Source organism: Citrobacter sp. CK198, assembly GCF_030333295.1.
Classification (GTDB): domain Bacteria; phylum Pseudomonadota; class Gammaproteobacteria; order Enterobacterales; family Enterobacteriaceae; genus Citrobacter_B; species Citrobacter_B koseri.
The window spans coordinates 183,519-205,482 of record NZ_JAOWGE010000007.1 but is presented as its reverse complement, the minus strand read 5'-3'; the positions used below and the strand labels follow the sequence as shown (position 1 = coordinate 205,482).

General features: G+C 52.8%; 18 protein-coding genes and 2 tRNA genes. 17 read left to right on the top strand and 3 right to left on the bottom strand.

Translation table 11 applies throughout. The annotated features are described in order from the left end of the window. The first annotated feature begins 13 nt into the window (after nucleotides 1–13). The gene (gene cgtA / locus OGY62_RS01525; protein ID WP_286458921.1) at nucleotides 14–1,198 is read left to right on the top strand and encodes an Obg family GTPase CgtA; all 1,185 of its coding nucleotides are present in this window, start codon (nucleotides 14–16) and stop codon (nucleotides 1,196–1,198) included. Between the two features lie 148 nt (nucleotides 1,199–1,346). On the opposite strand, the gene dacB is transcribed toward cgtA, so the two are convergent. Then, complete coding sequence (dacB, locus tag OGY62_RS01520; protein ID WP_049010979.1) at nucleotides 1,347–2,780, bottom strand: serine-type D-Ala-D-Ala carboxypeptidase; 1,434 nt, start codon at nucleotides 2,778–2,780, stop codon at nucleotides 1,347–1,349. 247 nt (nucleotides 2,781–3,027) lie between these two features. Here dacB and greA point away from each other — a divergent pair, with 247 nt between their 5' ends. Further along, the gene (gene greA, locus OGY62_RS01515) at nucleotides 3,028–3,504 is read left to right on the top strand and encodes a transcription elongation factor GreA (protein WP_012135312.1); all 477 of its coding nucleotides are present in this window, start codon (nucleotides 3,028–3,030) and stop codon (nucleotides 3,502–3,504) included. Nucleotides 3,505–3,659: 155 nt separating this feature from the next. Here greA and yhbY read toward each other — a convergent pair whose 3' ends face one another. Continuing rightward, nucleotides 3,660–3,953, bottom strand: a complete 294-nt coding sequence (gene yhbY, locus OGY62_RS01510) for a ribosome assembly RNA-binding protein YhbY (protein ID WP_004139797.1) — start codon at nucleotides 3,951–3,953, stop codon at nucleotides 3,660–3,662. A gap of 126 nt (nucleotides 3,954–4,079) precedes the next feature. On the opposite strand from yhbY, the gene rlmE reads away from it, so the two are divergent. The 6 genes from rlmE to OGY62_RS01480 all read left to right on the top strand — a co-directional run bounded on the left by rlmE (nucleotide 4,080) and on the right by OGY62_RS01480 (nucleotide 9,668). Beyond that, complete coding sequence (gene rlmE, locus OGY62_RS01505; RefSeq protein WP_000145975.1) at nucleotides 4,080–4,709, top strand: 23S rRNA (uridine(2552)-2'-O)-methyltransferase RlmE; 630 nt, start codon at nucleotides 4,080–4,082, stop codon at nucleotides 4,707–4,709. 99 nt (nucleotides 4,710–4,808) lie between these two features. Next, nucleotides 4,809–6,743, top strand: coding sequence for an ATP-dependent zinc metalloprotease FtsH (gene ftsH / locus OGY62_RS01500; RefSeq protein WP_012135310.1), 1,935 nt, complete (start codon nucleotides 4,809–4,811; stop codon nucleotides 6,741–6,743). A gap of 90 nt (nucleotides 6,744–6,833) precedes the next feature. After that, complete coding sequence (folP, locus tag OGY62_RS01495) at nucleotides 6,834–7,682, top strand: dihydropteroate synthase (RefSeq protein WP_058668151.1); 849 nt, start codon at nucleotides 6,834–6,836, stop codon at nucleotides 7,680–7,682. Next, on the top strand, nucleotides 7,675–9,012 hold the full coding sequence (gene glmM / locus OGY62_RS01490; protein WP_012135308.1) for a phosphoglucosamine mutase: 1,338 nt from the start codon (nucleotides 7,675–7,677) through the stop codon (nucleotides 9,010–9,012). Before folP ends, glmM begins: the two co-directional genes overlap by 8 nt. A gap of 227 nt (nucleotides 9,013–9,239) precedes the next feature. Then, nucleotides 9,240–9,572, top strand: a complete 333-nt coding sequence (gene secG, locus OGY62_RS01485; protein ID WP_012135307.1) for a preprotein translocase subunit SecG — start codon at nucleotides 9,240–9,242, stop codon at nucleotides 9,570–9,572. Between the two features lie 9 nt (nucleotides 9,573–9,581). Next, nucleotides 9,582–9,668 (top strand) — tRNA-Leu (locus tag OGY62_RS01480). A 205-nt stretch (nucleotides 9,669–9,873) separates the two neighbouring features. Here OGY62_RS01480 and argG read toward each other — a convergent pair. Further along, a complete protein-coding gene (gene argG, locus OGY62_RS01475) occupies nucleotides 9,874–11,217 on the bottom strand; it encodes an argininosuccinate synthase (protein WP_200024210.1) in 1,344 nt (447 codons plus the stop codon). Between the two features lie 346 nt (nucleotides 11,218–11,563). Here argG and OGY62_RS01470 point away from each other — a divergent pair. The 9 genes from OGY62_RS01470 (at nucleotide 11,564) to nlpI (ending at nucleotide 21,889) form a co-directional block, all read left to right on the top strand. Then, a tRNA-Met gene (locus tag OGY62_RS01470) sits at nucleotides 11,564–11,640 on the top strand. A gap of 207 nt (nucleotides 11,641–11,847) precedes the next feature. Continuing rightward, nucleotides 11,848–12,300, top strand: a complete 453-nt coding sequence (gene rimP, locus OGY62_RS01465) for a ribosome maturation factor RimP (protein WP_012135304.1) — start codon at nucleotides 11,848–11,850, stop codon at nucleotides 12,298–12,300. Between the two features lie 28 nt (nucleotides 12,301–12,328). Further along, nucleotides 12,329–13,816, top strand: coding sequence for a transcription termination factor NusA (gene nusA, locus OGY62_RS01460; protein WP_286458919.1), 1,488 nt, complete (start codon nucleotides 12,329–12,331; stop codon nucleotides 13,814–13,816). A 24-nt stretch (nucleotides 13,817–13,840) separates the two neighbouring features. Next, a complete protein-coding gene (gene infB, locus OGY62_RS01455) occupies nucleotides 13,841–16,525 on the top strand; it encodes a translation initiation factor IF-2 (protein ID WP_012135301.1) in 2,685 nt (894 codons plus the stop codon). A 220-nt stretch (nucleotides 16,526–16,745) separates the two neighbouring features. Next, nucleotides 16,746–17,147 (top strand): 30S ribosome-binding factor RbfA, encoded by a 402-nt coding sequence (gene rbfA / locus OGY62_RS01450; protein WP_001040203.1) that lies wholly within the window; start codon nucleotides 16,746–16,748, stop codon nucleotides 17,145–17,147. Next, a complete protein-coding gene (truB, locus tag OGY62_RS01445; protein ID WP_012135299.1) occupies nucleotides 17,147–18,091 on the top strand; it encodes a tRNA pseudouridine(55) synthase TruB in 945 nt (314 codons plus the stop codon). The genes rbfA and truB overlap by 1 nt, the downstream gene beginning before the upstream one ends. Nucleotides 18,092–18,243: 152 nt before the next feature. Beyond that, the gene (gene rpsO, locus OGY62_RS01440) at nucleotides 18,244–18,513 is read left to right on the top strand and encodes a 30S ribosomal protein S15 (RefSeq protein WP_003861789.1); all 270 of its coding nucleotides are present in this window, start codon (nucleotides 18,244–18,246) and stop codon (nucleotides 18,511–18,513) included. 246 nt (nucleotides 18,514–18,759) lie between these two features. Continuing rightward, nucleotides 18,760–20,895: a polyribonucleotide nucleotidyltransferase gene (gene pnp, locus OGY62_RS01435; protein ID WP_047461008.1), complete on the top strand. Its 2,136-nt coding sequence runs from the start codon at nucleotides 18,760–18,762 to the stop codon at nucleotides 20,893–20,895. A 109-nt stretch (nucleotides 20,896–21,004) separates the two neighbouring features. After that, nucleotides 21,005–21,889, top strand: coding sequence for a lipoprotein NlpI (gene nlpI, locus OGY62_RS01430; protein WP_012135296.1), 885 nt, complete (start codon nucleotides 21,005–21,007; stop codon nucleotides 21,887–21,889). Nucleotides 21,890–21,964: the final 75 nt, after the last annotated feature.

Below are 21,964 nucleotides of genomic sequence, written 5' to 3'. Positions count from 1 at the left end.
TACGGAGAGTAAAATGAAGTTTGTTGATGAAGCATCGATTCTGGTCGTTGCTGGCGATGGCGGCAATGGTTGCGTGAGCTTCCGCCGCGAAAAATACATCCCGAAAGGCGGCCCGGATGGCGGTGATGGCGGCGATGGTGGCGACGTCTGGCTGGAAGCCGACGAAAACCTGAACACGCTGATCGATTATCGCTTTGAAAAATCGTTCCGTGCTGAACGTGGTCAGAATGGCGCAAGCCGTGACTGCACCGGTAAACGTGGGAAAGATGTCACGATCAAAGTGCCTGTCGGTACGCGTGTTATCGATCAGGGCACCGGCGAAACCATGGGCGATATGACCAAACACGGTCAGCGTCTGATGGTTGCCAAAGGCGGCTGGCACGGCCTGGGCAATACCCGCTTTAAGTCCTCTGTTAACCGCACTCCGCGTCAGAAAACGATGGGTACGCCGGGCGATAAGCGTGATTTGATGCTGGAGCTGATGCTGCTGGCGGACGTGGGTATGCTGGGTATGCCAAATGCCGGTAAATCAACCTTTATCCGCGCGGTATCTGCGGCAAAACCGAAAGTGGCGGACTATCCGTTTACCACTCTGGTGCCGAGCCTTGGCGTTGTGCGTATGGACAACGAAAAGAGCTTTGTGGTTGCCGATATTCCGGGGCTGATTGAAGGCGCGGCGGAAGGCGCGGGTCTGGGGATTCGCTTCCTGAAGCACCTGGAACGTTGCCGCGTACTGCTGCACCTTATTGATATCGATCCGATCGACGGTTCCGATCCGGTGGAAAACGCCCGTATCATTATCGGCGAACTGGAAAAATACAGTCAGGATCTGGCTGCTAAGCCGCGCTGGTTAGTGTTCAACAAAATTGATTTGCTGGACCAGGCCGAAGCGGAAGAAAAAGCGAAAGCTATCGCGCAGGCGCTGGGCTGGGAAGATAAGTACTACATGATTTCCGCTGCCAGCCAGACTGGCGTGAAAGATCTCTGCTGGGATGTGATGACCTTTATCATTGAGAACCCCATCGTTCAGGCTGATGAAGCGAAGCAGCCGGAGAAAGTGGAGTTCATGTGGGACGATTATCACCGTCAGCAGCTCGCTGAAGTCGAAGATGAAGCGGAAGATGACTGGGAAGATGACTGGGATGACGACTGGGACGAAGACGACGAAGAAGGCGTCGAGTTCATCTACAAGCGTTAATATGGTTCAAATGCCCGGTGGTGCTTACGCTTACCGGGCTTACGGATAGTAGGCCGGATAAGGCGCAAAGCGCCGCCATCCGGCAATTAAATGACCCATCTAGTGTGTAGGCCGGATAAGCGTCAGCGCCATCCGGCACTATCCTCACCTAGTTGTTCTGATAAAGATCTTTGTACAACCGGCTTTCAAAACGTACTAACGGAATACGACGATTGCGCTGGTCAGCTGGCGTAACGGCATACCCGGAAAGATACTGAACAAACGCCATCCGTTGCCCACTTGCCGTTGTAATAAATCCCGCCAGATTATAGACCCCTTGCAGCGAGCCTGTTTTCGCCGAAACTTTACCATCGACCCCAGCCTGATGCAGACCCGCACGGTATTGCAGAGAGCCGTCATATCCCGCCAGCGGCAGCATGGAGATAAAGTTCAGCTCGTTGTCGTGTTGGGCGATGTATTGCAGCACCTGCATCATGGTGGCCGGGGCAATCAGGTTGTGGCGAGAGAGGCCCGAACCGTCAGCGATGATGGTATTGCCAATATCAACGCCAGCTTGCTGACGCAGGATCTGGCGTACGGCATCAGATCCCGCCCGCCATGTGCCGGGGACGTTGAAGCGTGCGTGGCCGATCATGCGAAAGACGGTATCGGCAATCATGTTGTCCGATTTTTTCAGCATAATCTTAAGCAAATCATGCAGCGGCGCAGACTGCTTGCTGGCAACCACCGTTCCGGGTTCGTTGACCTGCGTCTGGCGTAACAGCGTACCACTGTAGGTAATACCTGCTTGTTTTAACTCGTCTTTCAGGATCGCTCCGGCATAGCTGGCGCCGTCCTGAATGGCGAAGGCCAGCGGTAACGGTTCGGCGCGCTGCGGCAGACAGCCTGTCAGCGTGAAGCGGTTTAAATCCCCCGGAACGACATCCAGCTCACAGTATTGCGCTTCCGCAGAGCCGCGTGGGAGAGTGCGAACCTGACTGAACATGGTCACCGGGTAATAGGACGCCACGCGAATATACGCTAAGTCATTCGGTTTTTGCGCGCTGTAGAGGGAGATGGAAAAGCAGTTGCGATCGACAATGGCGGCTGCGGGTGGTGCGCTAAAACATTGCGTCATGTCATTCCAGGGCCAGCCTGGCGCTTTATCATGGCTGGCGAAAATGGAGGTGTCGATGAGCACATTTCCCGCAATTTGCGTCACGCCGGATTTTTTCAGCGTTGCGACCATATTGCGAATATCCTGGCGTTTTAGCGTCGGATCGGCACCAAATCGCGCCACTAAGTCCCCTTTTAAGACGCCATTGTCCACGTTGCCTTTTGTCTCCAGCGTGGTGGTAAAACGAAAATCGGGGCCGAGCTGAATCAATGCCGCGAGGGCCGTGATCACTTTTTGCGTACTGGCGGGCAGCGCCATCTGCTGGCTATGGTAATCAATCGCGGGCGTGGACGCGCCGACCTTCTGAGCCATGAAAGCAAGGTTGGCCCCATCAGGGAGCTGATTGATGTATTCATCAACATTCGCGGCCTGGACGCTGAACGCTATACTGGTGGTCAATCCGATGATAAATCTGGAAAATCGCATAATCTCGCGCTAACAACCTGGAAACAAGCCGTCATACTACGGCGCAATGCCCTGGAAAGTAAACGATGACCCATAGGGAACTCCAGGGTAAAATACGTATCAAATTGAGAATTGTAGCTGACCTGGGGCTTTGTACCCGGGTCGGTATTTTTTTGCTTCTGGCTTTGGTAGAACGCATACCGGAGCAGGCTTAGCAGCCGAGGCGGGGTCAATCACCCCCTACAGGAATGTTCAAGAGGTATAACAAATGCAAGCTATTCCGATGACTTTACGTGGTGCCGAAAAACTGCGCGAAGAGCTGGATTTTCTGAAATCTGTGCGCCGTCCTGAAATCATCGCCGCTATCGCGGAAGCGCGTGAGCATGGCGACCTGAAAGAGAACGCCGAGTATCACGCTGCGCGTGAACAGCAGGGTTTCTGCGAAGGACGTATCAAGGATATCGAGGCGAAGCTGTCGAATGCGCAGGTGATCGACGTGACGAAGATGCCGAACAACGGACGTGTTGTTTTCGGCGCAACGGTAACTGTTCTGAATCTCGATAACGATGAAGAGCAGACCTGGCGTATTGTCGGCGATGACGAAGCGGATTTTAAACAGAACCTGATTTCCGTGAATTCACCTATCGCGCGCGGCCTGGTTGGCAAAGAGCAGGATGACGTCGTGACCATCAAAACGCCTGGCGGCGAAGTGGAATACGAAGTGATTAAGGTGGAATACCTGTAAGAATTACCCAATACTCAAGATGTTGATGTATTGTAAAGAAAGGAAAAAGGCCGCTATGCGGCCTTTTATCAACGAAGAGAGCGTGGCATTTTGCTCTCCTGCTTGCGGAAAACCCCTCGTTTTACACAGATTTTGTGTTCGACTTTAGGATATTCTTAGCGTGGCAGCGAGATTTTACGTTCTTTAGTTGGGCGATAAAGTACCAGCGTTTTACCGATGACCTGTACGTTACAGGCGCCGGTTTCGCGTACGATAGCTTCCACGATCAAGGTTTTGGTTTCGCGATCTTCCGAGGCGATCTTCACCTTGATAAGTTCATGGTGCTCTAACGCTTGTTCAATCTCGGCCAGTACCCCTTCGGTCAAACCATTGTTGCCAAGCATAACTACCGGCTTGAGCGGATGTGCCAGACCTTTCAGGTGCTGTTTTTGTTTAGTACTCAGATTCATCGTATATTTTTGCTTACGTTGGGATTGAAAACGGGTCATTCTACCGCCATCTCCCATATATCACCAAATGAGCGCGTAAAAATTTACGCTACGGGTAACGATGAATTGCCCCGACGGGAAAGTTAAATGACAGGTAAAAAGCGTTCTGCCAGCTCGAGTCGCTGGCTTCAGGAACACTTTAGCGATAAATATGTTCAACAGGCGCAGAAAAAGGGGTTACGTTCCCGTGCCTGGTTTAAACTTGATGAAATACAGCAAAGTGACAAACTTTTTAAGCCGGGGATGACAGTTGTCGACCTCGGTGCTGCGCCAGGAGGCTGGTCACAGTATGTGGTCACGCAGATTGGCGGCAAAGGCCGTATCATCGCTTGTGATCTTTTACCTATGGATCCTATCGTTGGTGTGGACTTTCTTCAGGGCGATTTTCGTGATGAACTTGTTATGAAAGCGCTGCTGGAACGCGTGGGTGACAGTAAAGTACAAGTTGTCATGTCAGATATGGCACCAAACATGAGCGGAACACCGGCGGTGGATATCCCCCGCGCCATGTATCTGGTGGAACTGGCGTTAGAAATGTGTCGTGATGTGCTGGCGCCAGGTGGAAGTTTTGTAGTGAAGGTGTTCCAGGGCGAAGGTTTCGATGAGTACCTAAGGGAAATTCGCTCCCTGTTTACGAAGGTTAAAGTTCGTAAGCCGGACTCTTCGCGTGCGCGTTCACGCGAAGTGTATATTGTAGCGACCGGGCGAAAACCATAACCGGGGGATTTCAGACGAAAGTTTGAAAGAAGCTGGATATAGAGTATCCTGACGCTGTTTTTAACACAGTTGTAATAAGAGGTTAATCCCTTGAGTGACATGGCGAAAAACCTAATACTCTGGCTGGTCATTGCCGTTGTGCTGATGTCAGTATTCCAGAGCTTTGGGCCCAGCGAGTCTAATGGCCGTAAGGTGGATTACTCTACCTTCCTGCAAGAGGTCAACCAGGACCAGGTTCGTGAAGCGCGTATCAACGGACGTGAGATCAACGTTACCAAGAAAGATAGTAACCGTTACACGACCTACATTCCGGTTAACGATCCGAAGCTGCTTGATAACCTGCTGACCAAAAACGTCAAGGTTGTTGGCGAACCACCTGAAGAGCCGAGCCTGCTGGCTTCAATCTTTATTTCCTGGTTCCCGATGCTGTTGCTGATCGGTGTCTGGATCTTCTTCATGCGTCAGATGCAGGGCGGCGGTGGCAAAGGCGCCATGTCGTTCGGTAAGAGTAAAGCGCGCATGCTGACGGAAGATCAGATCAAAACCACTTTTGCCGATGTCGCAGGTTGTGACGAAGCGAAAGAAGAAGTGGCTGAGCTGGTCGAGTATCTGCGTGAACCAAGCCGCTTCCAGAAGCTGGGCGGTAAAATCCCGAAAGGCGTCCTGATGGTCGGCCCTCCGGGTACGGGTAAAACCCTGCTGGCAAAAGCTATCGCAGGCGAAGCGAAAGTCCCGTTCTTTACGATTTCCGGTTCTGACTTTGTCGAAATGTTCGTCGGTGTTGGCGCATCTCGTGTGCGTGACATGTTCGAGCAGGCTAAGAAAGCGGCGCCGTGCATTATCTTCATCGATGAAATCGACGCCGTAGGCCGCCAGCGTGGCGCGGGTCTGGGCGGTGGTCATGATGAACGTGAACAGACATTGAACCAGATGTTGGTTGAGATGGACGGCTTCGAAGGTAACGAAGGTATCATCGTTATCGCGGCGACTAACCGTCCAGACGTACTTGACCCTGCGCTGCTGCGTCCTGGCCGTTTCGACCGTCAGGTCGTGGTAGGTCTGCCAGACGTGCGTGGTCGTGAGCAGATCCTGAAAGTGCATATGCGTCGCGTACCGCTGGCGCCGGATATCGATGCGGCAATCATCGCACGCGGCACGCCGGGCTTCTCTGGCGCCGATCTGGCGAACCTTGTGAACGAAGCGGCGCTGTTTGCTGCCCGTGGCAACAAGCGTGTGGTATCCATGGTTGAGTTCGAGAAAGCGAAAGACAAAATCATGATGGGTGCGGAACGCCGCTCCATGGTGATGACGGAAGCGCAGAAAGAATCTACCGCTTACCACGAAGCAGGCCATGCGATTATTGGTCGCCTTGTTCCAGAGCACGATCCGGTGCATAAAGTGACGATTATTCCGCGCGGTCGTGCGCTGGGTGTGACCTTCTTCCTGCCTGAAGGCGACGCGATTAGCGCCAGCCGTCAGAAACTAGAAAGCCAGATCTCCACGTTGTACGGCGGTCGTCTGGCGGAAGAGATCATCTATGGCGTAGAGCATGTTTCTACCGGTGCGTCGAACGACATTAAAGTCGCGACTAACCTGGCGCGTAACATGGTCACCCAGTGGGGCTTCTCCGATAAGCTCGGCCCGCTGCTGTATGCAGAGGAAGAGGGTGAAGTGTTCCTGGGGCGTAGCGTTGCGAAAGCCAAACACATGTCTGATGAAACCGCGCGTATCATCGACCAGGAAGTGAAAGCGCTGATTGAACGTAACTACAATCGTGCTCGTCAGATCCTGAATGACAATATGGACATCCTGCATGCAATGAAAGATGCGCTCATGAAGTATGAGACCATCGATGCGCCGCAGATTGATGACCTGATGGCGCGCCGCGAAGTTCGCCCGCCGGCTGGCTGGGAAGATCCGAACGGCACCAACAACTCTGACAACAATGGCACGCCTCGTGCGCCGCGCCCGGTTGATGAACCGCGTACGCCGAACCCAGGCAACACCATGTCAGAGCAGTTAGGCGACAAATAAGTTATCTGTTATTGATGACTCTGCTTCACCGAAACCCTGGGGCTTGCTCCGGGGTTTTTTATATTTGAAATAACATCAGAAGGATTAGCTATGAAACTCTTCGCCCAGGGCTCCACGCTGGATCTCTCTCACCCACACGTAATGGGCATCCTGAACGTCACGCCGGATTCTTTCTCCGATGGCGGGACGCACAATACGCTGGTGGAGGCGGTGAAGCACGCTAATCTGATGATTAACGCCGGAGCGACGATTATTGATGTCGGCGGCGAATCAACGCGACCGGGTGCGGCGGATGTCAGCGTTGAAGAAGAACTGGAACGCGTGATCCCGGTAGTTGAGTCCATCGCCCAGCGTTTTGAGGTATGGATTTCAGTGGATACCTCAAAACCGGAGGTAATTCGGGAATCGGCAAGAGTGGGCGCCCACATCATCAACGACATTCGCTCTCTCTCTGAACCGGGCGCGCTTGAGGCGGCGGCTGAGACTGGTTTACCGGTCTGCCTGATGCATATGCAAGGGCAGCCTAAAACAATGCAGGAAGCGCCAAAGTACGAAGACGTTTTTGCGGAGGTCAATCGCTACTTTATTGACCAAATAGCACGCTGTGAAAGGGCTGGCATCGCAAAAGAGAAATTGTTGCTCGACCCGGGATTCGGTTTCGGTAAAAATCTCTCCCATAACTATACGTTACTGGCACGTCTGGCGGAGTTTCATCATTTTAACCTGCCGCTGCTGGTGGGAATGTCACGTAAATCGATGATTGGTCAGTTGCTCAACGTCGGGCCCTCCGATCGTTTGAGCGGGAGCCTGGCGTGTGCGGTTATCGCCGCAATGCAGGGGGCGCATATCATTCGTGTCCATGACGTTAAAGAAACCGTAGAAGCGATGCGTGTGGTAGAAGCCACTCTGTCTGCAAAGGAAAATAAACGCTATGAGTAATCGTAAATATTTTGGCACCGATGGGATCCGTGGTCGTGTAGGCGATGCGCCCATTACTCCTGACTTTGTGCTTAAGCTGGGCTGGGCCGCAGGGAAAGTGCTGGCGCGTCATGGTTCACGTAAAATCATTATCGGTAAAGACACGCGTATTTCTGGCTATATGCTGGAGTCTGCGCTGGAAGCCGGTCTGGCGGCAGCGGGATTGTCTGCCTCTTTTACCGGCCCGATGCCGACGCCTGCGGTGGCTTACCTGACCCGAACCTTCCGTGCAGAGGCCGGGATCGTTATCTCCGCTTCACATAACCCGTTTTATGACAACGGGATTAAATTCTTCTCCATTGACGGCACCAAACTGCCTGATGAAGTTGAAGAGGCCATTGAAGCAGAGATGGAAAAAGAGATCACCTGCGTGGATTCCTCAGAGCTGGGTAAAGCCAGCCGTATTGTGGATGCTGCGGGGCGCTACATTGAGTTCTGCAAAGGTACGTTCCCGAACGAACTGAGCCTGAATGAGCTGAAGATTGTTGTGGATTGCGCCAACGGCGCGACCTATCACATTGCACCGAACGTCCTGCGTGAACTGGGTGCGAATGTCATTGCGATTGGCTGTGAGCCGAACGGCGTCAATATTAATGAAGAAGTCGGCGCTACGGATGTGCGTGCGCTACAGGCTCGCGTGATCGCGGAGAAAGCCGATTTAGGGATCGCGCTGGACGGCGACGGCGATCGCGTGATCATGGTTGACCATGAAGGGAATAAAGTCGATGGCGATCAGATCATGTATATCATCGCCCGCGAAGGTTTGCGTCAGGGTCAACTGCGCGGTGGCGCAGTCGGTACGCTTATGAGCAACATGGGCCTGGAGCTGGCGTTGAAACAGCTGGGCATTCCGTTTGCGCGTGCTAAAGTTGGCGACCGCTACGTGCTGGAAAAACTGCAAGAAAAAGGCTGGCGTATTGGGGCGGAAAACTCCGGCCACGTTATTCTGCTGGATAAAACCACCACCGGTGACGGTATTGTCGCGGGGCTACAGGTTCTGGCGGCGATGGTGCGTAACCACATGAGTCTGCACGATTTGTGCAGCGGCATGAAAATGTTCCCGCAGATTCTGGTTAACGTACGTTATGCGGCCGGTAGCGGCGATCCGCTGGAGAATGACAACGTTAAGGCGGTGACGGCGGAAGTCGAAGCGGCGCTGGGAAATCGTGGTCGCGTGCTGCTGCGTAAGTCCGGTACTGAACCGTTAATTCGCGTAATGGTAGAAGGCGAGGATGAAGCACAGGTTACTGAGTTTGCTCATCGTATTGCGGATGCCGTAAAAGCGGTTTAATCCTGGTGATAAGTGACTAAAAAGGCGGCGTTTGCTGCCTTTTTGTTGCAGGAAAAAGACCTTTTTGCTGTTTTTTTCCGCAGTTGATACAATGCACTAAAATTGCCCTTGCGAAGGTCATTCGCTTTGGTTAGTATTCACACCCGCTTCAGTGGGAAACAGTAAATTATCCCGCTTTATTGGTTGAAGCATTGGTATGCGGCAACTCCGCAAGGAACAGGTTGATTATGTACGAAGCTCTTTTGGTAGTTTTCCTTATTGTGGCAATTGGCCTGGTAGGCTTGATCATGCTACAGCAAGGTAAAGGCGCTGATATGGGAGCCTCCTTTGGAGCAGGCGCTTCCGCTACGCTGTTTGGTTCAAGTGGTTCTGGTAACTTCATGACCCGCATGACGGCTGTGCTGGCAACGCTGTTCTTCATCATCAGTCTGGCGCTGGGCAATATCAACAGCAACAAGACCAATAAAGGAAGTGAGTGGGAAAATCTGAGCGCTCCGGCAAAAACCGAGCAGACTCAGCCAGTTGCACCGGCACAGCCGAGCAGCGATATCCCACACTAAGATTTCCGTGCCGAGGTGGTGGAATTGGTAGACACGCTACCTTGAGGTGGTAGTGCCCAATAGGGCTTACGGGTTCAAGTCCCGTCCTCGGTACCAATATTCCGAAAGAAAGACGCTGAAAAGCGTCTTTTTTTTCGTCTGTATCTCGCGGAGGTTGTAGGCCTGATAAACGAAGTGCCATCAGGCACATTACGTAACATGTCGGATGGCGGCGTAAACGCCTTATCCAACCGACAAAAACAAAGTCTACACCGCCCACAAAAAAGGCCGCTTACGCGGCCTTTAATCGTTGTCCGTTAACTTACTTGCTTTTGTTTTCCAGATTCTCAACCTGCGGCAAACCTGTCGCGGAAGAGGCTGAAAGCAGGCCTGACTGCGCATAACCAAACAGTTTTTCACGCGTATCGGTGATATCCAGATTGCGCATCGTCAACTGACCGATACGGTCATCCGGCGAGAACACGGAGTCTCCTTTTTCCATCGTCAGACGCTCTGGTTTGTAGGTCAGATTGTCAGAGACGGTATTCAGGATCGAATAGTCGTTACCACGACGCAGCTCCAGCGTGACTTCACCGGTAATCTGGCTGGCCACCCAACGTTGCAGACCGTCACGCAGCATTAGCGCCTGGGAGTCAAACCAGCGGCCCTGATACAGCAGGCGGCCTAACTGACGGCCATGCGCATGATATTGCTCGATCGTGTCTTCGTTGTGGATGCCGGTCAGCAGACGCTCGTAGGCGATATGCAGCAGCGCCATCCCCGGCGCTTCATAGATACCCCGGCTCTTCGCTTCGATGATACGGTTCTCAATCTGATCGCTCATGCCCAGACCGTGACGGCCGCCGATATGGTTAGCTTCCAGCATCAGTTCAACATCATCGCTGAAGGTCTTACCGTTTAGCGCGACAGGATGCCCCTGTTCAAAGCGCACGGTAACTTCTTCCGCCGGGATTTTCACGTTTTCATCCCAGAACTTGACGCCCATGATTGGATTGACGATCTTGACGCTGGAGTTCAGGAATTCCAGGTCTTTGGCTTCATGGGTCGCGCCGAGCATGTTGGAGTCAGTGGAATAGGCTTTTTCGACGGACATCTTGTAGTCGAAACCGCAGGCAATCATAAACTCGGACATCTCATGACGACCGCCCAGCTCATCAATAAAGTCGGTATCCAGCCACGGTTTGTAAATCTGTAGCTCCGCGTTGGTCAACAGGCCGTAACGGTAGAAACGCTCGATGTCGTTTCCTTTATAGGTACTGCCGTCGCCCCAGATGTTAACACCATCTTCCTTCATCGCGGCGACCAGCATCGTGCCGGTAACGGCGCGGCCCAGCGGCGTGGTGTTGAAATAGGTCAGTCCGCCGGTGGTGTTATGGAAAGCGCCGCACTGAATCGCGGCGATCCCTTCGGCAACCAGCTGTTTACGGCAATCAATCAGGCGAGCGTTCTCTGCACCGTATTCCATTGCGCGACGAGGAATGGCGTCATAGTCATCCTCATCCGGCTGGCCCAGATTCGCAGTATATGCATAAGGGACAGCGCCTTTTTGTCGCATCCACAGCAGTGCAGCACTGGTGTCCAGGCCGCCGGAAAAAGCGATACCAATACGTTGACCTACCGGAAGATGCTTGAGAATCGTCGTCATAAATAAAACCCTGCTTGATAGACTGATGAAGAGATCGGCTTTCTGCTCTCAGTGCATTTTTATGCAAAATAAGTGAGTTTTCATTTAATCATCTTTTACGGATGACAGGAAGAGTTTAGTGATAATTTCGTTAAAAAACGGTATGGGGTGGCTTCTTTCCTGACTGGCGCGGCTTCTTAACGGAGGCCGGGTTAGTATTCATTCATGTGCATATTATTAACGCGGTTGACATATCGCATATTGAATCAATATAATACGCGCAGATTTTACGTCCCGTCCTCGGTACCAAATCCCAGCAGTATTTGCATCTTTTACCCAAAGCGAGTAAAATTTGCCACGTTTCAGGCGCGGGGTGGAGCAGCCTGGTAGCTCGTCGGGCTCATAACCCGAAGGTCGTCGGTTCAAATCCGGCCCCCGCAACCACTTTCCCTTAGAGTTCTTTTTCAAATATACTGTGAAGACTTAGGCCTTCGTAGCTGGATTTGAAAAAAATTCTTTCGGAAGGTTCTCCAGACCGCAGTTGCGGTTATAGGGTTCAGTTATCTAAAGCCCCGATTTATCGGGGTTTTTTGTTATCTGACTACAGAATAACTGGGCTTTAGGCCCTTTTTTTATGTCTTGGGGGTGGGCTTGTCCACATTAGAGCAAAAATTAACAGAGATGATTACAGCGCCAGTTGAAGCCTTAGGTTACGAACTGGTCGGCATCGAATTTATTCGCGGTCGCACATCCACACTGCGCATCTATATTGATAGTGAAGATGGCATCAATGTTGATGATTGTGCTGATGTGAGTCACCAGGTGAGCGCGGTGCTGGATGTCGAAGATCCCATCACTGTGGCATACAACCTGGAAGTCTCCTCGCCAGGTCTCGACCGTCCTATGTTCACGGCTGAGCACTACGCGCGTTTCCTGGGTGAAGAAGTGACGCTGGTACTTCGTATGGCGGTACAAAACCGTCGTAAATGGCAGGGCGTTATCAAAGCGGTTGACGGTGAAATGATCACTGTCACAGTCGAAGGTAAAGATGAAGTGTTCGCGCTGAGTAATATCCAGAAGGCGAACCTGGTTCCCCACTTTTAATAGTCTGGATTGAGGTGAAAAGCCCGCGATGAACAAAGAAATTTTGGCCGTTGTTGAAGCCGTTTCCAATGAGAAAGCGCTGCCACGCGAGAAGATTTTTGAAGCGCTGGAAAGTGCGCTGGCTACAGCAACGAAGAAAAAATACGAACAAGAGATCGATGTTCGCGTACAAATCGATCGTAAAAGCGGTGATTTCGATACCTTCCGTCGTTGGTTAATCGTAGAAGAAGTCACGCTGCCGACAAAAGAAATTACGCTGGAAGCGGCGCGTTTTGAAGACGAAAGCCTGAACCTGGGCGACTACGTTGAAGATCAGATTGAATCTGTCACCTTTGACCGTATCACCACCCAGACGGCAAAACAGGTTATCGTACAGAAAGTTCGTGAAGCCGAGCGTGCGATGGTGGTCGATCAGTTCCGCGAGCACGAAGGCGAAATCATCACCGGCGTGGTGAAGAAAGTAAACCGCGACAACATCTCTTTGGATTTGGGCAGCAATGCTGAAGCCGTGATCCTGCGTGAAGATATGTTGCCGCGCGAAAACTTCCGTCCTGGCGACCGTATTCGTGGCGTTCTGTACTCCGTTCGCCCGGAAGCGCGCGGTGCGCAACTGTTTGTGACGCGTTCCAAACCGGAAATGCTGATCGAGCTGTTCCGTATTGAAGTACCGGAAATCGGCGAAGAAGTCATTGAGATTAAAGCGGCGGCTCGCGATCCAGGTTCCCGTGCGAAAATCGCGGTGAAAACCAACGACAAGCGTATCGATCCGGTCGGCGCCTGTGTGGGTATGCGTGGTGCGCGCGTTCAGGCCGTTTCTACTGAACTGGGCGGCGAGCGTATCGATATCGTCCTGTGGGATGATAACCCGGCGCAGTTCGTGATTAACGCGATGGCGCCAGCAGACGTCGCTTCTATCGTGGTGGATGAAGATAAACACACCATGGATATCGCTGTTGAAGCCGGTAATCTGGCTCAGGCGATCGGACGTAATGGTCAGAACGTCCGTCTGGCTGCGCAACTGAGCGGCTGGGAACTTAACGTGATGACGGTTGATGACTTGCAGGCTAAGCATCAGGCTGAAGCACATGCAGCTATCGATACCTTCACCAAATATCTCGATATTGATGAAGAGTTCGCAACCATACTGGTTGAAGAAGGTTTCGCGACGCTGGAAGAACTGGCCTACGTGCCAATGAAAGAACTGCTGGAAATCGACGGGCTGGATGAACCGACCGTTGAAGCGCTGCGCGAGCGTGCCAAAAACGCACTGACCACTCTGGCACTGGCCCAGGAAGAAAGCCTTGGTGATAACAAACCGTCTGACGATCTGCTGAATCTGGAAGGATTGGGTCGCGACCTGGCATTCAAACTGGCTGCCCGTGGTGTTTGTACGCTGGAAGATCTCGCTGAGCAGGGCATTGATGATCTGGCTGATATCGAAGGGTTGACCGACGAAAAAGCCGGTGAGCTGATTATGGCTGCCCGTAATATTTGCTGGTTCGGCGACGAAGCGTAATAAACTGTAGCAGGAAGGAACAGCATGACAGATGTAACCGTAAAAGCGCTGGCCGCAGAGATACAGACCTCCGTGGATCGCCTGGTACAGCAATTCGCTGATGCCGGTATCCCGAAGTCTGCTGATGACTCTGTGTCCGCACAAGAAAAACAGACTTTACTGGCGCACCTGAATCGTGAAAATGGTTCAGGGCCGGATAAGTTGACGCTGCAACGTAAAACGCGCAGCACGTTGAATATTCCAGGTACCGGTGGAAAAAGTAAATCGGTACAAATCGAAGTCCGCAAGAAACGCACCTTTGTGAAACGCGATCCGCAAGAGACAGAACGTCTCGCTGCGGAAGAGCAGGCGCAGCGTGAAGCGGAAGAGCAAGCCCGTCGTGAGGCAGAAGAAACAGCCAAACGCGAGGCGCAACAAAAAGCTGACCGTGAGGCCGCAGAACAAGCTAAACGTGACGCCGCTGAAAAAGCGAAACGTGAAGCTGCGGAAAAAGACAAAGTGAGCAATCAACAGACTGACGATATGACCAAAACCGCCCAGGCCGAAAAAGCCCGCCGTGAAAATGAAGCAGCAGAGCTGAAGCGTAAAGCGGAAGAAGAAGCGCGTCGCAAACTTGAAGAAGAAGCGCGTCGCGTAGCAGAAGAAGCTCGCCGCATGGCGGAAGAGAACAAATGGACTGATAACGCGGAGCCGACTGAAGACACCAGCGATTATCACGTTACCACGTCTCAACACGCCCGCCAGGCCGAAGACGAAAACGACCGTGAAGTTGAAGGCGGCCGTGGTCGTAGTCGCAATGCGAAAGCAGCGCGTCCGGCGAAAAAAGGCAACAAACACTCTGAATCGAAAGCCGATCGTGAAGAAGCCCGTGCGGCCGTTCGCGGCGGTAAAGGCGGTAAAAACCGTAAAGGTTCTGCTCTGCAACAGAGCTTCCAGAAACCGGTTCAGGCTGTTAACCGTGACGTTGTGATTGGTGAAACCATCACCGTTGGCGAGCTGGCGAACAAGATGGCGGTAAAAGGCTCTCAGGTCATCAAAGCGATGATGAAGCTGGGCGCGATGGCAACCATCAACCAGGTCATCGACCAGGAAACCGCACAGCTGGTTGCTGAAGAGATGGGCCACAAAGTTATCCTGCGTCGTGAAAACGAGCTGGAAGAAGCGGTAATGAGCGACCGTGATACAGGTGCGGCGGCAGAACCGCGTGCTCCGGTTGTGACCATCATGGGCCACGTTGACCACGGTAAAACCTCTCTGCTGGACTACATTCGTTCAACGAAAGTTGCCTCTGGCGAAGCGGGCGGCATTACCCAGCACATCGGTGCTTACCACGTTGAAACCGACAACGGTATGATCACCTTCCTGGATACCCCGGGTCACGCCGCGTTTACCTCTATGCGTGCTCGTGGTGCGCAGGCAACGGATATCGTTGTTCTGGTTGTGGCGGCAGACGACGGCGTGATGCCGCAGACCATCGAAGCTATCCAGCACGCGAAAGCGGCGGGTGTGCCGGTTGTGGTTGCGGTGAACAAGATCGATAAGCCAGAAGCCGATCCGGATCGTGTTAAAAACGAACTGTCCCAGTACGGCATCCTGCCGGAAGAGTGGGGCGGCGAAAGCCAGTTCGTCCACGTATCTGCAAAAGCGGGTACCGGCATCGACGAACTGCTGGATGCAATCCTGTTGCAGGCTGAAGTCCTCGAATTGAAAGCAGTTCGTAAAGGCATGGCGAGCGGCGCGGTAATCGAATCCTTCCTGGATAAAGGTCGTGGTCCGGTTGCAACCGTCCTGGTTCGTGAAGGTACGCTGAACAAAGGCGACATCGTCCTGTGTGGCTTCGAATATGGCCGCGTTCGTGCAATGCGTAACGAACTGGGTCAGGAAGTACTGGAAGCGGGTCCGTCCATTCCGGTTGAGATCCTGGGTCTGTCCGGTGTTCCGGCTGCCGGTGATGAAGTGACCGTGGTTCGTGACGAGAAGAAAGCCCGTGAAGTTGCGCTGTATCGTCAGGGTAAATTCCGTGAAGTTAAACTGGCGCGTCAGCAGAAATCTAAACTTGAGAACATGTTCGCTAACATGACCGAAGGCGAAGTTCATGAAGTGAACATCGTATTGAAAGCGGACGTTCAGGGCTCTGTGGAAGCGATCTCCGACTCTTTACTGAAACTGTCTACCGACGAAGTGAAAGTGAAGATCATCGGTTCCGGCGTAGGTGGTATCACCGAAACCGACGCAACCCTGGCTGCTGCATCCAACGCGATCCTGGTTGGCTTCAACGTGCGTGCCGATGCCTCTGCGCGTAAAGTGATTGAAGCGGAAAGCTTGGATCTGCGCTACTACTCCGTCATCTATAACCTGATCGACGAAGTGAAAGCGGCAATGAGCGGCATGCTGTCTCCAGAACTGAAACAGCAGATCATTGGTCTGGCTGAAGTCCGTGACGTGTTCAAATCACCGAAATTTGGCGCTGTCGCAGGCTGTATGGTTACTGAAGGTACGATTAAACGCCACAACCCGATCCGCGTACTGCGCGACAACGTGGTTATCTACGAAGGCGAGCTGGAATCCCTGCGCCGCTTCAAAGATGACGTTAACGAAGTCCGTAACGGCATGGAATGTGGTATCGGCGTTAAGAACTACAACGACGTTCGCGTTGGCGATATGATCGAAGTGTTCGAGATCATCGAGATCCAACGTACTATCGCGTAATCTTCGTCGTCTTTCGGGCCGCCACTGCGTTGGCTACGTGCGTTCACCCCGGTCACATAGTTATCTATGCTCCCGGGGATTCACACCCTTGCCGCCTTGTTGCAACCCAAAATACTTAGAAGATTGTTTTGCGTAGGCCGGGTAAGCGAAGCGCCACCCGGCATGAAATTTAAAAAGGGGCTTTTGGCCCCTTTTTTGTCTTTATTCTGGAGAATTTATTATGGCGAAAGAATTTGGTCGCCCGCAGCGCGTAGCCCAGGAAATGCAAAAAGAGATCGCTATCATCCTGCAACGCGAAATTAAAGATCCGCGTCTTGGCATGATGACCACCGTTTCCGGTGTGGAGATGTCCCGCGATCTGGCCTATGCCAAAGTGTATGTCACCTTTCTGAACGACAAAGATGAAGACGCGGTAAAAGCGGGCATCAAAGCGTTGCAGGAAGCGTCTGGCTTTATCCGTACCCTGCTGGGGAAAGCGATGCGTCTGCGTATTGTGCCGGAACTGACCTTCTTCTACGACAACTCGCTGGTTGAAGGGATGCGTATGTCTAACTTGGTGACTAACGTGGTGAAACATGACGAAGAACGTCGTGTGAACCCGGACGACAGCAAGGAGGACTAATGAGTCGTCCTCGTCGTCGTGGTCGCGACATTCACGGCGTCCTGCTGCTGGATAAGCCGCAGGGCATGTCCAGCAATGACGTCTTGCAGAAAGTAAAACGCATCTATAACGCCAACCGTGCCGGACATACCGGCGCGCTGGACCCGCTGGCGACGGGCATGTTGCCCATCTGCCTTGGGGAAGCGACAAAGTTTTCGCAGTATCTGCTGGATTCTGACAAACGTTACCGCGTGATTGCCCGCCTGGGGCAGCGTACCGACACCTCCGATGCCGATGGTCAAATCGTGCAGGAACGTCCGGTAACCTTCAGCGCAGAGCAGTTAGCTGCCGCGCTGGAGACGTTCCGTGGCGATATCGAGCAGATTCCATCGATGTATTCGGCGCTGAAGTATCAGGGCAAGAAGCTCTACGAATATGCGCGTCAGGGGATTGAAGTTCCCCGTGAAGCCCGCCCGATTACCGTTTACGAACTGCTGTTTATTCGCCATGAAGGGGATGAACTGGAGCTGGAGGTTCACTGCTCGAAGGGCACCTACATTCGCACCATTATCGATGATTTGGGTGAGAAACTTGGGTGTGGCGCGCATGTGATCTTCCTGCGACGTCTGGCGGTCAGTAAATATCCGGTTGACCGTATGGTCACGCTGGAACAGCTACGTGAGCTTGTTGAACAGGCGGAACGGCAGGATATTCCGGCTGCGCAACTGTTAGATCCGCTGCTGATGCCGATGGACAGTCCGGCTTCGGACTATCCAGTTGTCAATCTTCCTTTAACGTCATCGGTTTACTTTAAAAACGGTAACCCGGTACGGACGACAGGCGTGCCGCTTGAAGGGCTGGTTCGCGTGACGGAAGGTGATGACGAAAAATTTATTGGCATGGGCGAAATCGACGATGAAGGCCGCGTGGCGCCTCGTCGGTTAGTGGTTGAGTACCCGGCGTAATGCTGCTCCGTCTTGCGATAACAGGACGCTACGAGTAGAATACCGCCGCTTAACGTCACGTAAATTTTTTAACAAGTTCGCGCGGCGTTTACATGGGGTCGCTGAATTAGAGATTGGCACCCTTTCATTCTTTATTATTTTTGGAGTTCATCATGTCTCTAAGCGTTGAAGCTAAAGCTAAAATCGTTTCTGAGTTTGGTCGTGGTACTAACGACAGCGGTTCTACCGAAGTTCAGGTTGCTCTGCTGACTGCACAGATTAACCACCTGCAGGGCCACTTTGCAGAGCACAAAAAAGATCACCACAGCCGTCGTGGTCTGCTGCGCATGGTTTCTCAGCGTCGTAAACTGCTCGACTACCTGAAACGTAAAGATGTTGCACGTTACACCGCGCTGATCGAGCGTCTGGGTCTGCGTCGCTAATTCTTGCGAGTTTCAGAAAGAGGGGGCCTTCATGGCCCCTTTTTTCAACCAGACGGCAGCAATTCACTGGAAACTAATGTATTGTTGCTATGGATGATCTTCCGTTGCAGAGGTTCGCGCGGCTAATGAGAGGCTTCACCCAAAGAGCATGGGTTAGGGTTGTCATTAGTCGCGAGGATGCGCAGAAGATCGGGTATTAACGATGGCGCCTGAGTGTGCCGTCAAAAATTAAGAAAGGGTATTATTTTGCTTAATCCGATCGTTCGTAAATTCCAGTACGGTCAGCATACCGTTACGCTGGAAACTGGCATGATGGCGCGTCAGGCAACTGCCGCCGTTATGGTAAGCATGGATGACACTGCGGTATTCGTTACCGTTGTTGGTCAGAAAAAAGCGAAGCCGGGCCAGGATTTCTTCCCGCTGACCGTTAACTATCAGGAGCGTACTTACGCTGCTGGCCGTATCCCGGGCAGCTTCTTCCGTCGTGAAGGCCGTCCGAGCGAAGGCGAAACCCTGATCGCGCGTCTGATTGACCGCCCGGTTCGTCCGCTGTTCCCGGAAGGCTTCGTTAACGAAGTTCAGGTTATCGCAACCGTCGTTTCCGTTAACCCGCAGGTTAACCCGGATATCGTCGCGATGATCGGTGCTTCCGCCGCGCTGTCTCTGTCCGGCATTCCGTTCAACGGCCCGATTGGCGCCGCGCGTGTTGGTTATATCAATGACCAGTATGTACTGAACCCGACTCAGGACGAACTGAAAGAAAGTAAGCTGGACCTGGTGGTTGCCGGTACTGAAGCGGCTGTTCTGATGGTTGAATCCGAAGCAGAACTGCTGAGCGAAGACACCATGCTGGGCGCCGTGGTATTCGGCCACGAGCAGCAGCAGATTGTGATTCAGAACATCAACGATCTGGTGAAAGAAGCGGGCAAACCGCGTTGGGACTGGCAGCCGGAAGCGGTAAACGAAGCGCTGAACGCGCGCGTTGCTGCACTGGCCGAAGCTCGCCTGAGCGACGCTTACCGTATCACCGACAAACAGGAGCGTTATGCTCAGGTTGACGTGATCAAATCTGAAACCATCGCTGCGCTGGTTGCAGAAGACGAAACCCTGGACGAAAACGAACTGGGCGAAATCCTGCACGCTATCGAGAAAAACGTTGTTCGTAGCCGCGTACTGGCCGGCGAGCCGCGTATTGATGGCCGTGAAAAAGACATGATCCGTGGCCTGGACGTGCGTACTGGCGTGCTGCCGCGTACTCACGGTTCCGCGCTGTTCACTCGTGGCGAAACGCAGGCGCTGGTCACGGCGACGCTGGGTACCGCTCGTGACGCGCAGGTTCTTGATGAACTGATGGGCGAACGCACTGACAGCTTCCTGTTCCACTACAACTTCCCTCCGTACTCCGTTGGCGAAACCGGCATGGTCGGTTCTCCGAAGCGTCGTGAAATTGGTCACGGTCGTCTGGCGAAGCGCGGCGTTCTGGCAGTTATGCCGGAAATGGACAAATTCCCGTACACCGTTCGCGTGGTGTCTGAAATTACCGAATCCAACGGGTCTTCCTCTATGGCTTCCGTGTGTGGCGCTTCCCTGGCGCTGATGGACGCAGGCGTGCCGATTAAAGCGGCCGTTGCGGGGATCGCGATGGGTCTGGTGAAAGAAGGCGACAACTTTGTTGTTCTGTCTGACATCCTGGGCGACGAAGACCACCTGGGCGATATGGACTTCAAAGTGGCGGGTTCCCGCGACGGTATCTCTGCGTTGCAGATGGATATCAAAATTGAAGGTATCACCAAAGAGATCATGCAGGTTGCGCTGAACCAGGCAAAAGGTGCGCGTCTGCACATCCTGGGCGTGATGGAACAGGCGATCAACGCGCCGCGTGGCGACATTTCTCAGTTCGCTCCGCGTATCCACACCATCAAGATCAACCCGGACAAGATCAAAGACGTTATCGGTAAGGGCGGTTCTGTTATCCGTGCTCTGACCGAAGAAACTGGCACCACCATCGAAATCGAAGATGACGGTACGGTGAAGATCGCGGCGACCGACGGCGAAAAAGCGAAACATGCTATCCGTCGTATCGAAGAGATCACTGCGGAAATCGAAGTGGGCCGTATCTACAATGGTAAAGTGACCCGCATCGTTGACTTTGGCGCGTTTGTTGCCATTGGCGGCGGTAAAGAAGGTCTGGTACACATCTCTCAGATCGCTGACAAGCGCGTAGAGAAAGTGACCGATTACCTGCAAATGGGTCAGGAAGTACCGGTTAAAGTTCTGGAAGTTGATCGCCAGGGCCGCGTACGTCTGAGCATTAAAGAAGCAACTGAGCAGTCTCAACCAGCTGCGGCGCCGGAAGCTCCGGCAGCAGAACAGGGCGAGTAAGGTTGCCATTTGCCCTCCGCTTTGGCGGAGGGCCTTTGACCCGGCAGGACGCCTTGTCAGCAACCGGGGAACAGGACGTTCATTCAATCGTTGTCTTCGGGAGTGGGAAATGAAGCCTTTTTTGCGCTGGTGTTTCGTTGCGACAGCACTCACGCTGGCAGGATGCAGCAACTCTGCCTGGCGTAAGAGTGAAGTCCTCGCGGTGCCATTGCAACCGACTTTGCAGCAGGAAGTGATTCTGGCACGCATGGAACAAATTCTTGCCAGTCGGGCTTTAACCGATGACGAACGCGCACAGCTTTTATATGAGCGCGGAGTGTTGTATGATAGTCTGGGTCTGAGGGCATTAGCGCGAAATGATTTTTCACAAGCGCTGGCAATCCGACCGGATATGCCTGAAGTATTCAATTACTTAGGCATTTATTTAACGCAGGCAGGCAATTTTGATGCTGCCTATGAAGCGTTTGATTCTGTACTTGAGCTTGATCCAACTTACAACTACGCGTACTTAAATCGCGGTATCGCATTGTATTACGGCGGTCGCGACAAGTTAGCGCAAGATGATCTGCTGGCGTTTTATCAAGACGATCCCAATGATCCTTTCCGCAGCCTGTGGCTTTATCTCGCTGAGCAGAAGCTCGATGAGAAGCAGGCGAAAGAAGCGTTAAAGCAACGCTTCGAGAAATCGGATAAAGAACAATGGGGATGGAACATTGTCGAGTTCTACCTGGGCAACATTAGCGAAGCAACGCTGATGGAACGCCTGAAGGCGGACGCAACGGATAACACCTCGCTCGCTGAGCATCTCAGTGAAACCAACTTCTATTTAGGTAAGTATTACCTAAGTCTGGGGGATTTGGACAACGCTACGGCATTGTTCAAACTGGCGGTGGCTAACAACGTTCATAACTTTGTTGAGCACCGATACGCATTGTTGGAATTATCGCTCCTGGGCCAGGACCAAGATGACCTGGCAGAATCGGACCAGCAATAGCTGACGTACACATCAGCCCGTAATCTTTTTGATTGCCATCACCTTCACGGGTGAGGGCGTTGTTGTTCGTTAATA

Coding starts and splice junctions, on each gene's coding strand:
- cgtA (WP_286458921.1), top strand. CDS start 14: ATGAAGTTTGTTGATGAAGCATCGATTCTGGTCGTTGCTGGCGATGGC.
- dacB (WP_049010979.1), bottom strand. CDS start 2,780: ATGCGATTTTCCAGATTTATCATCGGATTGACCACCAGTATAGCGTTC.
- greA (WP_012135312.1), top strand. CDS start 3,028: ATGCAAGCTATTCCGATGACTTTACGTGGTGCCGAAAAACTGCGCGAA.
- yhbY (WP_004139797.1), bottom strand. CDS start 3,953: ATGAATCTGAGTACTAAACAAAAACAGCACCTGAAAGGTCTGGCACAT.
- rlmE (WP_000145975.1), top strand. CDS start 4,080: ATGACAGGTAAAAAGCGTTCTGCCAGCTCGAGTCGCTGGCTTCAGGAA.
- ftsH (WP_012135310.1), top strand. CDS start 4,809: ATGGCGAAAAACCTAATACTCTGGCTGGTCATTGCCGTTGTGCTGATG.
- folP (WP_058668151.1), top strand. CDS start 6,834: ATGAAACTCTTCGCCCAGGGCTCCACGCTGGATCTCTCTCACCCACAC.
- glmM (WP_012135308.1), top strand. CDS start 7,675: ATGAGTAATCGTAAATATTTTGGCACCGATGGGATCCGTGGTCGTGTA.
- secG (WP_012135307.1), top strand. CDS start 9,240: ATGTACGAAGCTCTTTTGGTAGTTTTCCTTATTGTGGCAATTGGCCTG.
- argG (WP_200024210.1), bottom strand. CDS start 11,217: ATGACGACGATTCTCAAGCATCTTCCGGTAGGTCAACGTATTGGTATC.
- nusA (WP_286458919.1), top strand. CDS start 12,329: ATGAACAAAGAAATTTTGGCCGTTGTTGAAGCCGTTTCCAATGAGAAA.
- infB (WP_012135301.1), top strand. CDS start 13,841: ATGACAGATGTAACCGTAAAAGCGCTGGCCGCAGAGATACAGACCTCC.
- rbfA (WP_001040203.1), top strand. CDS start 16,746: ATGGCGAAAGAATTTGGTCGCCCGCAGCGCGTAGCCCAGGAAATGCAA.
- truB (WP_012135299.1), top strand. CDS start 17,147: ATGAGTCGTCCTCGTCGTCGTGGTCGCGACATTCACGGCGTCCTGCTG.
- rpsO (WP_003861789.1), top strand. CDS start 18,244: ATGTCTCTAAGCGTTGAAGCTAAAGCTAAAATCGTTTCTGAGTTTGGT.
- nlpI (WP_012135296.1), top strand. CDS start 21,005: ATGAAGCCTTTTTTGCGCTGGTGTTTCGTTGCGACAGCACTCACGCTG.